General features: G+C 56.6%; 15 protein-coding genes. 7 read left to right on the forward strand and 8 right to left on the reverse strand.

Annotation, left to right across the window (positions count from 1 at the left end; all coding sequences use genetic code 11):
* Positions 1-10: 10 nt before the first annotated feature.
* Positions 11-1,876 (reverse strand): OmpA family protein, encoded by a 1,866-nt coding sequence (locus K3729_03105; protein UWQ99803.1) that lies wholly within the window; start codon positions 1,874-1,876, stop codon positions 11-13.
* A gap of 61 nt (positions 1,877-1,937) precedes the next feature.
* Complete coding sequence (gene ubiA, locus K3729_03110) at positions 1,938-2,909, reverse strand: 4-hydroxybenzoate octaprenyltransferase (GenBank protein ID UWQ99804.1); 972 nt, start codon at positions 2,907-2,909, stop codon at positions 1,938-1,940.
* 11 nt (positions 2,910-2,920) lie between these two features.
* Here ubiA and K3729_03115 point away from each other — a divergent pair, with 11 nt between their 5' ends.
* The 4 genes from K3729_03115 to K3729_03130 are packed head-to-tail and all read left to right on the forward strand — an operon-like array spanning position 2,921 to position 6,425.
* The gene (locus tag K3729_03115) at positions 2,921-3,649 is read left to right on the forward strand and encodes a 16S rRNA (uracil(1498)-N(3))-methyltransferase (GenBank protein ID UWQ99805.1); all 729 of its coding nucleotides are present in this window, start codon (positions 2,921-2,923) and stop codon (positions 3,647-3,649) included.
* On the forward strand, positions 3,646-4,485 hold the full coding sequence (locus tag K3729_03120) for a GNAT family N-acetyltransferase (GenBank protein ID UWQ99806.1): 840 nt from the start codon (positions 3,646-3,648) through the stop codon (positions 4,483-4,485). Before K3729_03115 ends, K3729_03120 begins: the two co-directional genes overlap by 4 nt.
* Positions 4,478-4,996, forward strand: coding sequence for a hypothetical protein (locus K3729_03125; protein ID UWQ99807.1), 519 nt, complete (start codon positions 4,478-4,480; stop codon positions 4,994-4,996). The genes K3729_03120 and K3729_03125 overlap by 8 nt, the downstream gene beginning before the upstream one ends.
* Positions 4,997-5,054: 58 nt before the next feature.
* Positions 5,055-6,425: a glutamate--cysteine ligase gene (locus tag K3729_03130; protein UWQ99808.1), complete on the forward strand. Its 1,371-nt coding sequence runs from the start codon at positions 5,055-5,057 to the stop codon at positions 6,423-6,425.
* Positions 6,426-6,613: 188 nt separating this feature from the next.
* Here the strand turns inward: K3729_03130 and K3729_03135 are convergent, their stop codons facing one another.
* A complete protein-coding gene (locus K3729_03135) occupies positions 6,614-6,967 on the reverse strand; it encodes a DUF805 domain-containing protein (protein ID UWQ99809.1) in 354 nt (117 codons plus the stop codon).
* Between the two features lie 141 nt (positions 6,968-7,108).
* Between K3729_03135 and K3729_03140 the strand changes: the two genes are divergently transcribed.
* Positions 7,109-7,450 carry a hypothetical protein gene (locus tag K3729_03140; GenBank protein ID UWQ99810.1) on the forward strand — a complete coding sequence of 114 codons (342 nt, stop codon included), beginning with the start codon at positions 7,109-7,111 and terminating at the stop codon, positions 7,448-7,450.
* Here K3729_03140 and plsY read toward each other — a convergent pair.
* Genes plsY through K3729_03165 form a run of 5 tightly spaced genes read right to left on the reverse strand, consistent with a single transcriptional unit; the run spans position 7,433 to position 11,362 of the window.
* Entirely contained in the window at positions 7,433-8,047 is a 615-nt protein-coding gene (gene plsY / locus K3729_03145) for a glycerol-3-phosphate 1-O-acyltransferase PlsY (GenBank protein UWQ99811.1), read from the reverse strand. The two genes, K3729_03140 and plsY, sit on opposite strands and share 18 nt — an antisense overlap.
* Positions 8,048-8,049: 2 nt before the next feature.
* Positions 8,050-9,330, reverse strand: a complete 1,281-nt coding sequence (gene pyrC / locus K3729_03150; protein UWQ99812.1) for a dihydroorotase — start codon at positions 9,328-9,330, stop codon at positions 8,050-8,052.
* A gap of 42 nt (positions 9,331-9,372) precedes the next feature.
* A complete protein-coding gene (locus K3729_03155; protein ID UWQ99813.1) occupies positions 9,373-9,870 on the reverse strand; it encodes a hypothetical protein in 498 nt (165 codons plus the stop codon).
* Positions 9,870-10,406 (reverse strand): hypothetical protein, encoded by a 537-nt coding sequence (locus K3729_03160; protein UWQ99814.1) that lies wholly within the window; start codon positions 10,404-10,406, stop codon positions 9,870-9,872. The genes K3729_03155 and K3729_03160 overlap by 1 nt, the downstream gene beginning before the upstream one ends.
* Positions 10,403-11,362, reverse strand: coding sequence for an aspartate carbamoyltransferase catalytic subunit (locus tag K3729_03165; protein ID UWQ99815.1), 960 nt, complete (start codon positions 11,360-11,362; stop codon positions 10,403-10,405). The genes K3729_03160 and K3729_03165 overlap by 4 nt, the downstream gene beginning before the upstream one ends.
* A 115-nt stretch (positions 11,363-11,477) precedes the next feature.
* Here K3729_03165 and K3729_03170 point away from each other — a divergent pair, with 115 nt between their 5' ends.
* Together K3729_03170 and moaB are read left to right on the forward strand one after the other, a co-directional pair.
* Positions 11,478-12,272, forward strand: coding sequence for a uracil-DNA glycosylase (locus K3729_03170; protein UWR00918.1), 795 nt, complete (start codon positions 11,478-11,480; stop codon positions 12,270-12,272).
* Complete coding sequence (gene moaB / locus K3729_03175; GenBank protein ID UWQ99816.1) at positions 12,269-12,799, forward strand: molybdenum cofactor biosynthesis protein B; 531 nt, start codon at positions 12,269-12,271, stop codon at positions 12,797-12,799. Before K3729_03170 ends, moaB begins: the two co-directional genes overlap by 4 nt.
* The last annotated feature ends 22 nt before the right edge of the window (positions 12,800-12,821 follow it).

The following is a 12,821-nucleotide window of genomic DNA, read 5'->3' on the forward strand; positions in this document are numbered from 1 at the left end:
AGGTCCGTTCTTATTCTTGTGCTGGTGCTTCGGCTTCTTCTAGCGCCGTTGGTACTTCGGGTGTTGTTTCGGGCACAATAAGCCGGAATTCAATACGCCTGTTCGCTTCACGACCTTCGGCTGTGTCATTATCCGCAATTGGATCAGCCTCACCATAGCCTTTTGCTTCAAAACTGGAAACCGGAACACGGCGGGCACGCAGCGCATCAAGCACGGCGCTGGCCCGTTCTTGCGACAGTTGCGCATTCATTTCTTCGCGGCCTTGGCTGTCTGTATAGCCCGCAATTTCGATCCGCAGATCAGGGCAGCGTTTCAGAATATCCGCGATTTCATCGACAACAGCTGTTGTGTCGGACGTGATCGACGATGCACCGGGATCGAATGTAATTTTCCGGACAGCCGTGACTTCGGTGATCTTGGCGACGCATTCTTCGGGCGTTGGCAGACCTGCAATCGGATCAAGTTCTTTGACATATTCAACTTCGATATCGAATTCGGCCGATTGTCCCAGTTTATCAATCAGCAGGCGAGAGATATCAGCCTGCGCTGTCTCTGAACCGGTTTTCCCGCGCACAGTGACGGAAGCTGGTTCAACGACGACGGACCCGTTAGACAATTCAGACATCGCTTCAATGCCGGCCAACACGCGGATGACCCAACCGGAGGGAAGATCGTCAACAACGCGCGTGCCAATCGTTACGTTGCTTTGCCCGAACTTTGCGGATGCATAGTTGCCCGCTGTTGTATTGGTCAGTTCGTCCGGCACGCGTCCGCGCAGCTGCACAGCACCTTCAGGGCTACGTGTAATCGTGAATTGCGGTGGGCCCGCGGATGGATCGGTCGGTGCGCGTGGTAGATCGGACGCAAGCGCATAGACGTCTGGCAACGCATTTTCCAACTGACCGACAACGCGGTCGAATGTCGTTTGCGCGGTGCCTTGCTGCGCGACAAGCGCGATATCGGTGTCAGAGATCGTGACAGTGCCGCCGCCAAGATCTTTGACCGCTGTGATCGACAAAGCGACCGCTTCGCCCCACGTCCGTGATGGCACGCCAAGCGCCTCGATACAGCCGGGGTCGCCTGTAAATCCTGCATCTTCTGCGGCAGCAACGATGGCGGACAATGCTTCGGTGCTATCAACGGCACAGGCATCGAAACGCGCGCCTTCTTCATCGATTGCAAAGCGTGTGGTGAATGGAGAAATGACAGGTCGCGGTGCCGTTAGATCGACCGTAACCCAGACATTTGTCGGTTTATTGCGGGACAGGTTGCTTTCCAGTTCCGCTTTTTCCAGTTCGGAATCGGTGATTGCATTCACAAGCACACGTTTCGACGAAACAGAGATTTTCGAGCGCGGCAAATCAGACAAGGCGCGCAGCGCATAGTTCAGGGCGGGTTGCCACGTTTCGGGAACTGGATAATCCGCAACTTCGAGCAGATCAGTGACGTCTTGGCCGTCTGCGATGTCCGCGATCCGTTCAGCCAGCGCTTCGCGGTCGGTATCGGCGGGGATTAGCCCAATCAAGGATACGCCGCTGTCGTTGCGCAGAATTTCAATCGCAAATTCGGGCGGCGCGATGGACTGCGAATCAATCACGTCCATGTTGTCGATGACGCGGCTGGCGTCCACGATGCTCCCTGCGGCGGAAATAGCGCGGAACCGAACAGCTTCGGATGGGGCTTGGCCTTCCAGCACAACTTGCAGTCCATCACTGACCACAGAAGCCCAGTCATGCCCTTGATCTATTAGGACTTCACGCACGCCCACGACGGACCGTTCTTCGATGAATGTAACCGCGGCCCGCGCAGAGACGACGCAGACGCCAGCGGCGGCTGCAAAAACGACGAGGCGGGTGAATAAGGCAGATAGACGCATTACTTTTGAAATTTTCTCATATTTGCATCAACTGCATAGGCCCCAAATGCCTAAGGTTCAATCAAAGGAAAAACGCGACGGCGAAAAAGACCAGCGGGATTAAGCCTGCGTTCCGGTTTGACCGGAATAGCATCAGCAACCTGTCGTTGTCGTCAGGGTCGAACCGGCCCAATTGCCACATCAGGTGCCAACCCATCGCCCAAGGCCCGCCAAGAGCGACGACAAGCGACAAGAACGACCGATCAATGGTCGCAATGACAACGGCAAGTCCCAGCAAAAGGACTGTCCCGATCAGGAAATATCGTAGCCAGGTTCTGGTATTATCACCAAACAAACGGGCCGTTGACTTAACCCCGATCAGCGCGTCGTCTTCAGTGTCTTGATGTGCATAGATGGTGTCGTAGAACAACGTCCACGATATCCCAGCGACATACAAGACGACCGCCGGCCAGCCTAAGCTGCCTGTTGACGCGGCCCATGCCAGCAGCGCGCCCCAGTTGAATGCAAGACCCAGAAACACCTGCGGCCACCATGTGAACCGTTTTGCGAATGGATAGATGGCGACAGGAATAATAGACAAGAACCCCAGTCCGATTGCGGTCATCGGGAAGGTCAGCAAGATCGCAAGCGAAACCAGCGCCTGCGCGGCCATCCAGATATAGGCGCCTTTCACGGACACCTGTCCCGATGGAATTGGTCGTGATCGGGTTCTAGCGACCTTTGCGTCAAATTCGCGATCAGTGATGTCGTTCCACGTGCATCCCGCGCCACGCATCAGGAATGCCCCAATGCCGCATCCTGCGATGATCCAAACGCTAAACGTCGTGAAACTGCCTGTCATGAGGCTCGCCAATGCGACCGCCCACAGACAGGGAACATACAACAGCCATGTCCCAATAGGCCGATCAGCACGCGATAAACGTAGATACCCACGTGTTGGGGAAGGCGCGAAATGGTCGACCCAATTGTCAGCGCTGTCCGCAACGGTCCCGAATTGGGCTTCGCCCTCTGGCGTCTTGTCGATCTCGGTCATAAAGTCCGCCTATGGCATCGAAAGTTCGTCTTTATGTAGATCATCCCCTTGGTGAAGGGCAATTGGTTCCGTTGTCGCGGGATCAAGCCCATTATCTATTCGGGGTGATGCGTATGTCCGCTGGCACAGTCCTGTCGTTGATCAACGGGCGTGATGGTGAATGGGACGCAGAAGTCGCCGAGGCAGGCAAACGCAGCGGCGTGCTGGCCTGCCAGGCGCAGACCAAGCCAATGCAGTATCCCCCTGACCTTTGGCTCTTGTTCGCGCCGATCCGCAAAGAACGCATGTCGTTCATCGTGGAAAAAGCAACCGAACTCGGGGCGGCAAAGATTATGCCGGTGCAAACTGCCTATACGAATAACGGGGACCGCGTGCGGCTTGAGAAACTGCAAGCGCAGGTGGTCGAGGCGACCGAACAATGCGGCGGTACTTTCGTGCCTGAAATGACCGCGCCTGCGAAGTTGAAACAAGTGCTGGCCGGATGGGACGCATCGCGCACGCTTTATTTCTGCGACGAGGCGATGATTGGCGAAACTGCTGGTTTTACCGGACCGCCACCGGAAAATGGTGCCGCTATCCTGATTGGGCCAGAGGGTGGTTTTTCCCCCGAAGAACGCGAAATACTGCGAAATCTGCCATATTCACAGATAATTAGTCTGGGTCCGCGTATATTGCGGGCAGAAACAGCCGCTGTGGCTGCTTTGACGCTTTGGCAGAATGCGATGGGCGATTGGCAATGATCCGTGTAGACGACGGGGATCGGGAAGCCTTGGTCGATTTCATGCTCGCCCACGCGCCAATCCTGATGTTCCCACTGACAAACCTGACCCGCTACGGCATGGGCAGCAGCCATCCACGCGCGATCAGTGCTTGGGTGGCCAAAGATGGCGATAAGATCACGGATGTGTTGACGATCAGCGCAGAAGGGATCGTATTTCCATGTTGCCCGAACGGCGATTGGGCCAGCGTCGCGTCGGTGATCAAAGGACGGCAAATCAAAGGGTTCATTGGCGAAGGCCAACAGGTCGCAGCTGTACGCCACGCGACTGGCCTGACGCGCAAGGCAAACCTTGACGCCACTGAACCGTCGTTTGTTCTGAACATTGCGGATATGGGAATGCCGGATGTTGATGGTTTTTCGCTCCACCCGCTGTCCGCAGCATCACGCGCCTTATTGATCGACTGGCGGGCCCATTATCAAATGGACACGCTAGAGGCTCCAAAAGACGTGGCGCATGATCGGGCGATCAGGGAAATCGACGCCTACCTCGCGGCAGATTCGCACCGCGTTCTGTTTAAAGATGGGGTGCCTGTTTCAATGACAGGCTTCAACGCGCAACTCCCAGAGATCGTGCAAATCGGCGGTGTTTATACGCCACCAGAATTCCGGTCACGCGGTTTTGCGCGGGTGGCTCTTGCGATGCACCTCATGGAAGCGTCTATTGATGGGGTCACAACAGCGGTGTTGTCGGCGGCGAATGATGCTGCGGCACGCGCTTATGTGGCGATTGGATTTGAACGCACCGGCAGTTTTGCCATCGCGATTTACGAGGATGCACAGGTCGCCCATGGCTGATTTCTTTCGACCCGAAGCGAAAGCCACGATCTGGCGGTTTCGCGATGTTTGGGGTGCCTTGCTGGTGTTGGCGCTTGGTGTTTGGTGGTCGATCACCGGCCTCGGGTTTGTGACTTGGCTGGGATATATCATTGCGGCGATTGGTGTGATGCTGTTGGTCGCGGGCATCCAGCGTGGGCGGTTTCGCCAAGGCAGTGATGGCCCAGGGATTGTGCAGATCACCGAACGTAGGTTGGCCTATTTCGGCCCGCTTGATGGCGGTGTCATGGACATCAACGATATGTCGCGGCTGAGCTTTGACCCCACTGGGCATCCCGCCCCTTATTGGGTGCTAACCGGACCAGAGGCGCGCGACATCGCGATTCCAACAACAGCCACAGGGGCCGAAGCCTTGTTTGATGTGTTCTCAGCCTTACCTGACCTAAAGACTGAAAAGCTGTTGGGCGTTCTATCTGATCCACCAGCACAACGTGTTGTGATCTGGCAGAGACCAGTTCATCTCTTGCATTAACCCGCGACTGGGTTCACCAGATAAATCCAGAATATTCCAAGTTGAGAAAGACCAGCAGATGTCCATTCCCCAAACCGGCGGCGGCCTGATCGAAGATCATTCTCAACTGGCAGAAATGCTATCGAAGGGCTGCAAGCCAAAAGAAGACTGGCGTATCGGCACCGAGCACGAGAAATTCGGGTATTGCCAAGACAGTCTGATGCCACTGCCATACGAAGGCGATCGGTCGATCAAGGCGGTGCTGAATGGCCTGAAAACCCGTTACAACTGGGCACCTGTCGAAGAAGGCGGCAACATCATCGGCTTGACCAAAGACGGTGCAAACGTGTCGCTCGAACCGGGTGGCCAGTTGGAACTGTCTGGTGCTCCGCTCGAGACGATTCACCAGACCTGTGACGAAGTGAATACCCACCTTGAAGAAGTGAAATCTGTCGCGGACGAAATTGGCGTGAAGTTCATCGGTCTGGGCGCTGCCCCCGAATGGACGCACGACCAAATGCCGCTGATGCCCAAGGGTCGTTATAAGCTGATGAACGCTTATATGGAAAAGGTTGGCACGCACGGGACCCAGATGATGCGTCGGACCTGTACCGTTCAGGTAAACCTCGATTTCGGGTCTGAAGCCGACATGGTGCAAAAGCTGCGCACATCGTTGGCATTGCAGCCTGTGGCGACTGCGCTTTTTGCGAATTCACCCTTCTTTGAAGGCACGTCGAACGGTCACAAATCGTGGCGTTCGCGCATCTGGCGTAGCTTGGATGACAGCCGCACCGGCATGCTGCCTTGGGTGTTCGAAGACGGCATGGGGTTTGAGCGCTGGGTCGATTGGGTGCTCGATGTGCCGATGTATTTTGTCTACCGCGACGGAAAATACATCGACGCGCTGGGCATGTCGTTCCGCGATTTCCTGAAGGGTGAATTGCCTGCGCTACCCGGTGAAAAGCCGTTGTTGTCCGATTGGGCGGATCATCTGACAACCGTTTTCCCTGAAGCGCGGATCAAACAGTTTATTGAAATGCGCGGCGCGGATGGCGGCCCTTGGCGGCGGTTGTGCGCCTTGCCCGCGTTCTGGGTTGGCATGATGTACGACCAGACGGCTTTGGATGCCGCGTGGGACTTGTGCAAAGACTGGACCGCTGAGCAGCGCGAAGCGTTGCGGTTTGCTGCATCCATTGATGGTCTGCAGGCCAAGGTCGACGGCATCAATATGCATGATCTGGCGCGCGAAGTGGTAGCGATTTCACATGCTGGCCTGAAAGCACGGGCGAAACCCGGTGCGGGCGGTATGGTCGCGGACGAAACCCATTTCCTGAACGCGCTGCATGAAACCATCGAGACAGGCAAAACGCCTGCGGATGAATTGCTGGATCACTACAATGGCGACTGGAACGGTGATCTGAAAAAGATCTACAGCGATTTTTCCTACTAAGCGCTGGTTTAAAGACAAACGTTGAACATTTGCGATCCTGTCCGGCTTTGCCAGACATATTCATCCGCCACTTTAGGCGGCCATTGGATGCTAAGCCACGCGTTCGGCGCGGCGCATGATCAACGTTTGTCTTACGTCACATTTGAACGATTCGCCCTAACACGTGGTTAACGCGAACCGTCATTCTCTTAAGCAAGCGGGTCAGGACCGAACCGGTTTGGTCCTTCGGTGCCTTTGAGGCAGAAAATGATGATCAAGGCGATGGCGCCGACCGCGGGAATAAAGGCGATCAGGTACCACCAGCCGACCATGTCGCGGTCGTGCAGGCGACGCACGCCAACCGCAATGCTAGGTAAAAGGATCGCAAGCGAACCGATTGCATTCAAAATCCCAAACGTGCCCAACATCGCATCCAACGCAGTTGTGACCAGCCCAAGGACGAAGGCAAACAGTGCGAACCACCACAGTTCTGAACGACGGGCGCGACCCGTAAAGTCGGCGTATTTATTGAAGCACGTTTTGACGGAAGTTTGGAAATCCATGAGAAATGGCCTTTGTCGGTGAGAAATGAAATGTTTAATGATGTGTGAAGAGTAACGAGACCTGCGTGCCTGACGCAAGGTCCGGTTTTCCGCACCGTGTGCTGCCGCCGCCACCGGTTTCAGTCCTAGGAAAGGGGCACTTTGTCGTTTCTACTGAACCCTCGTTGGATCATGATCATTCTACTGGCTTTGCCGGTGACCGGGATCACTGCATTACACCCTCAGGCGGGAAGCGCCTTTGTTATGGGAGCGTGGGCTGGTGTGCTTTTCGCCGGCCCGCCGATCTTTTTCATCGCTTGGGTGCTGCGCATACAAAGCCTTGCAGACACGCTGCGCCCGTTAATGCACCTTCCAATCCTGATCGCGTTGACGATCGCGCTGTTATATTACGCGGGCGTCGATTTTGGGCCGCTCGGTGTTTTTGGCGGTGTCGGGGCGGCTGCATGGTGGATCAGGCGGAAGGTGTCATTCGGCCTTCTTTGATCCGATCTTGGTTTCTGTCCCTGCCCGCAGACGGCCAATGTTGGCGCTGTGGCGGAGGTAGACCAGCACGGCGAGGACCAGCAGCAATACAATCAATGGACCGTATCCGAAGAAAATGGCGAAGGCGGGTGCAAACCCGGCGGCCAGCAAAGCGGCCAGCGACGAAAACCGGAACACGGCTGCGACGACTAGCCAAGTCAGACAGCATGCCAGCCCAATCGGCCATGCCAATGCCCACATCATCCCGAGATGGGTAGCGACACCTTTACCGCCTTTAAAGCCCAACCAGACAGGAAAACAATGGCCCAGAAACGCGGCCAGTGCTGCGATTTGCACCGCATCTTCGCCCGCGAAGGCCCGTGCGAGCAGAACGGCGACCGCCCCTTTGCCTGCATCAAAGATCAGCGTCAGCGCGGCCGCTTTTTTGTTGCCGGTCCGCAAAACATTGGTCGCCCCGATGTTGCCGGACCCGATTTCGCGCAGATTGCCAAGGTTCAGTGCCTTCGCGATGATCATGCCGTAGGGCACGGACCCCAGCAGATATCCGATCGCAGCCCAAAGCAGCAGACCGCCCATTCCTGTCGTCAATTCTGGCATGATTATTCCCCCGCCACGCGATTGCCTGCGGCCCACGTTCCCAAAACGCGGCCTTGCATTCGTGCGCCATCAAACGGCGTATTTTTGGATTTTGACTGTAGCGTTTCGCGGTTCAGCACGAATGGCGCATCTGCATCGAACAAGACCAGATCGGCAGGCGCACCTTCCATCATGCGTCCGCTTTCCAAACCCAGCAGACGTGACGGGTTCAGAGAAAGTGCTCTGAACAAGCGTGGCAGGTCGATTTGGTCTTCGTGGTATAGGCGTAGTGCGGCAGGCAGCAACGTTTCTAGTCCAACCGCCCCGCTTGCCGCTTCTTCATATGGCAAGCGTTTGCTTTCTTCGTCTTGTGGTGTGTGCATCGAACTGATGATGTCGATCAGGCCATCCGCGACCGCTTGGACGACCGCGACCCGATCTTCTTCGGACCGCAACGGCGGTTTGACCTTAAAGAACGTCCGGTAGTCCGCGACATCCAATTCGTTTAGCGTTAAATGGTGGATGCCAATGCCGGCGGTCACTTGCAAACCGTTCCGCTTGGCGCGTTCCAGCGCAGGCAACGCACGCGCCGTGGTGATTTGGTCAGCGTGGTAGCGCGCGCCAGTCATTTCGATCAAACTAATATCGCGATCAAGCCCCATGCGTTCGGCCATTGGCGACACGCCGGGCAGGCCACGCAGGGACGCAAACTTGCCCGATGTGACGGCTGCGCCATGCGACAGACCCGGATCTTGGACATGGGCAATCACAAGGGCATCAAGCGATTTGGCGTAAGTCAAAGCCCGCGAAAAAACCTTTGTATTCGTCACGACGCGGTCGCAATCGGTGAACGCGACGGCACCAGCATCGGTCAGTAGCCCGATTTCCGTCATTTCACGCCCCTCGCGCCCTTTGGTTAGGGCCGCCATCGGCAGGACACGCACGGGCGCATCCAACGCGGCACGGCGTGCGACGAATTCAAGCGTTTCAGGGGTATCAATCGCGGGCGTCGTGTCTGGACGCGTCACAATCGTGGTGACACCACCAGCGGCGGCGGCACGTCCGGCAGACCGGAAGCTTTCCTTGTGCCGCTCACCGGGTTCAGAGACCTTAACGCCAATATCAACGATCCCAGGCGCCAGACATTTACCACCACAATCCACGACCGTGGGGCCTGTCATGTCGGGGTGGGCGTCGTCGAACACGCGGGTGATCGCGCCATCTTCGACCAGTATCGCGCCAGCCTTGTCGGTCAACGCCACTGGGTCGATCAAACGTGCGTTTATGAACAAGAGCTTAGTCATTGCATGTCTTTCTAAAGGGCTGAACCGTTGATGTGAGACGTGTCATAAATCGGTGTCTCCGGCAAGTTTGCGCATCTGGATGAACACTTCGCGGGCATCAGCAATACGTTCGAAACCGATGTCTGTTGAGGTCCGCCCGTTGGTCTGCGTTGCGAAGTAGATCGAAGGCGGCGTGCCATTGCGATAGATCAGGTCATCGAGCGGCGGGATTGGATAGCTGGCGGATCGCACACCAATCGGTTTGGTAATCAACATGCGTTGATTGGTCAGGCGATAGCGTGTGTTGTAACGGGTCAGACTGTCCATCACCGGACCTGCGAAAACGATCACCACACCTACGACGATGCCAGGCGCAAGGATCGCCCAATAGCTGCCGGTATTGGCGCGATCAATCACCGTCGCGAGACCAAGACATGCCAGCACCAATGCAACCGCAAAAATGCCTGTGGCCATTGTCGCCATGCCAAACCGCAGTTTGGTGTCAGGGCGACCTTCCCACAGGATTTCTTCGTCGGGCTGAAGGGCTGGAAAGTCGGACATTAACCGCCGACCCAAATCATCAGCCAAACCAACAGCCCCATGACGATCAAGGCGGCGGTTGCCACCATGCCACCAATACGGGCGTCGGATTTTGGTTTCTTCGCGAGGGCATTCGGTGGGACGATCGTGCCTTCTGAACTATCGGATGTGAGCGGTGTCATCGGTGGTGGCGCTGCACCTTCTTCGGTAAATGTCGCGACCAACTTGGCTGCACCATCTGTGCGCAGCACTGCGCCCGCTTCCCCGAATGCGCCAGAGCGGACGATGGCAAAGTCCCCTTTGAGACTATTCAGCTGGTCCATTTCTGGCGTCATATCGGCCTGAGATATCCCGTAACCAAGCATCAGAAATTGCGCCAAACCAATGTCGTTAAGGGTTTCCGCTGATACGACCTGAACGTCATCGGGTGCCGTGATCGGTGCATTTAGTGCATTAGCAAGGGCGTCATAAGTGTCACCCAACAGCCCAGACAAAGCCGGATCAAGCTGAAACACGCGAACACGACCGTGTTCATGGGGAAGGATCACATTGGTCACGCCATGACACCTTCGATTGCAGCACCGCGTCGCGCCCGTAGGTTTCGCGCGAGCAAATCCATCGCGGCCATGCGCACGGCAACCCCCATTTCGACCTGTGTCTGGATAACTGACCGGTTGATGTCGTCGGCGATCGTCCCGTCGATTTCAACACCGCGATTCATCGGGCCGGGGTGCATGACAATGGCGTCAGGCTTGGCATGCGCGAGTTTCGCAGCATCGAGGCCATAGCGGTGGTAATATTCACGTTCTGACGGGATGAACCCGCCATCCATCCGTTCCTTTTGCAGCCGCAGCATCATGACGACATCGACGTCCTTCAGGCCTTCTTCCATGTCGTGGAAAACTTCGCAGCCGAACTGCGCAACGCCTGATGGCATCAATGTCGGCGGGGCGATCAGGCGGATGCGGTTTTCCATTTTGCCAAGCAGCATGATGTTGGATCGCGCGACGCGCGAATGGGCGATATCACCACAAATAGCGACGGAAAGCCTGTGCAAACGGCCTTTTGCGCGTCGAATTGTCAGCGCATCCAGCAGGGCCTGCGTCGGGTGTTCATGTTTGCCGTCGCCCGCGTTCAGAACAGCACCGTTGACCTTCTGGGCCAGCAAATCGACCGCACCGGAATGTGGATGCCGTACGACCAACAGATCGGGGTGCATCGCATTTAGGGTCAACGCCGTATCAATCAGCGTTTCCCCCTTCTTCAGCGATGACGCCTGCATCGCCATGTTCATCACGTCAGCGCCTAGCCGTTTGCCTGCCAGCTCGAAACTCGCCTGTGTGCGGGTCGAGTTTTCAAAGAACATGTTGATTTGTGTCATGCCCGCCAATGTACTGCGATGCCGCGCAGAATTAGGATTGTCGGCATATTGATCGGCCAGATCGAGCAGGGCTGTGATTTCTGTGGGGTGGAGCGGCTCTATCCCCAAAAGATGCTGGGCGCGAAACGACATGGGACGGCTCCTTATGCGTGGTTTGCGCCGTTATATGAAGCAGGCTGCGATCACGCAACGGGGTGCGCGCAATCAGCGCTACCGTAGGTCCGATTTGAAGGATATGAATGGGGTCATGGATTCTGTGGATACATATTGGGACGACCGCGCGCTGCTGGAATGGCAGGTCGAAGTAGGCGCTGATGAAGCGATCAGTGAATCGCCCGTGAACCGCTATGATCTGGAGCCAGCCAAACCTAAAACGCCGCCGAACCCGAATGCGGGTGGCAAACCGCCGATTCCCGTGGCGGTGAAGGAACTGGATACAGTCGCACTCGCGCAATCTGCGGCAGCCGGCGCTGGTGATATCGACGGGCTTCGTGCGGCGCTTGACGGATTTGAACATTGCCATCTGAAAAAAGGTGCCCGCAAAATGGTGTTCGCGGCTGGTCAGCCTGCGGCGCGCGTGATGATCGTAGGCGACGCACCGTCACGCGAAGAAGACGTGGCCGGTATGCCATTTGCGGGTGTCCAAGGTGATTTGCTGGCCAAGATGATGGATGCAATTTCGCTGCGTGTGGACGCAGAAGATGAGGCCCGGTCCGTTTATCTGACGACCGCGATGCCGTGGCGGGTGCCGGGCGATGCACTGCCCAATGCCAAAGACCTCGCAATGATGCGTCCGTTTCTGGAACGCCACATCGCGCTGGCAAACCCCGATGTGGTGATCTTGATGGGCAATACGCCTTGCCAGATGTTGTTGGGGCGCGGCGGGATCAGGGGCCTGCGCGGTAAATGGACCGATGCAGTTGGACGTCCTGCGATGCCGATGGCGCATCCTGTGTCGCTGCTGAAGAACCCGCTTGCGAAACGCGATGCTTGGGCTGATTTGTTGTCGGTGCAAGCCAAACTCAGGGATCTCGCCACATGACCGACCGCGCTTTTTTGCCAACACGTATCGCGGTGCTGACGGTTAGCGACACGCGGACGCTGGACGATGATAAATCGGGCAACACGCTTGTGGCACGATTGGAAGACGCGGGGCATCTGCTTGCGGATCGTATGATCCTGCCCGACGAACGTGATCAGATCGCGGATCAACTGCGTAAATGGTGTGCGGATGATGCGGTGGATGTTGTCATCTCGACCGGCGGGACAGGCCTGACAGGCCGTGACGTGACCGTCGAAGCGCACCGCGATGTCTACGAAAAAGAGATCGACGCCTTCGGGACCGTTTTCACCATCGTTTCCATGCAAAAGATCGGAACATCCGCGATCCAAAGCCGTGCGACGGGTGGTGTTGCGAACGGAACGTACCTGTTTGCACTGCCCGGCAGTCCGGGAGCGTGCAAAGACGCGTGGGATGAAATTCTCGTGAAGCAGCTCGACTATCGCCACATGCCCTGCAATTTTGTAGAAATAATGCCACGTTTAGACGAACATCAGCGACGGAAATGATTTCTCGCGTCGTTTGATACAG

It is taken from the genome of Rhodobacteraceae bacterium S2214, assembly GCA_025141675.1.
Taxonomy (GTDB): domain Bacteria; phylum Pseudomonadota; class Alphaproteobacteria; order Rhodobacterales; family Rhodobacteraceae; genus Yoonia.

Bases quoted from the DNA above. Each gene is read 5' to 3' on its own strand.
- K3729_03105 (UWQ99803.1), bottom strand. From the start codon at position 1,876: ATGCGTCTATCTGCCTTATTCACCCGCCTCGTCGTTTTTGCAGCCGCC.
- ubiA (UWQ99804.1), bottom strand. From the start codon at position 2,909: ATGACCGAGATCGACAAGACGCCAGAGGGCGAAGCCCAATTCGGGACC.
- K3729_03115 (UWQ99805.1), top strand. From the start codon at position 2,921: ATGGCATCGAAAGTTCGTCTTTATGTAGATCATCCCCTTGGTGAAGGG.
- K3729_03120 (UWQ99806.1), top strand. From the start codon at position 3,646: ATGATCCGTGTAGACGACGGGGATCGGGAAGCCTTGGTCGATTTCATG.
- K3729_03125 (UWQ99807.1), top strand. From the start codon at position 4,478: ATGGCTGATTTCTTTCGACCCGAAGCGAAAGCCACGATCTGGCGGTTT.
- K3729_03130 (UWQ99808.1), top strand. From the start codon at position 5,055: ATGTCCATTCCCCAAACCGGCGGCGGCCTGATCGAAGATCATTCTCAA.
- K3729_03135 (UWQ99809.1), bottom strand. From the start codon at position 6,967: ATGGATTTCCAAACTTCCGTCAAAACGTGCTTCAATAAATACGCCGAC.
- plsY (UWQ99811.1), bottom strand. From the start codon at position 8,047: ATGCCAGAATTGACGACAGGAATGGGCGGTCTGCTGCTTTGGGCTGCG.
- pyrC (UWQ99812.1), bottom strand. From the start codon at position 9,330: ATGACTAAGCTCTTGTTCATAAACGCACGTTTGATCGACCCAGTGGCG.
- K3729_03155 (UWQ99813.1), bottom strand. From the start codon at position 9,870: ATGTCCGACTTTCCAGCCCTTCAGCCCGACGAAGAAATCCTGTGGGAA.
- K3729_03165 (UWQ99815.1), bottom strand. From the start codon at position 11,362: ATGTCGTTTCGCGCCCAGCATCTTTTGGGGATAGAGCCGCTCCACCCC.
- K3729_03170 (UWR00918.1), top strand. From the start codon at position 11,478: ATGGATTCTGTGGATACATATTGGGACGACCGCGCGCTGCTGGAATGG.
- moaB (UWQ99816.1), top strand. From the start codon at position 12,269: ATGACCGACCGCGCTTTTTTGCCAACACGTATCGCGGTGCTGACGGTT.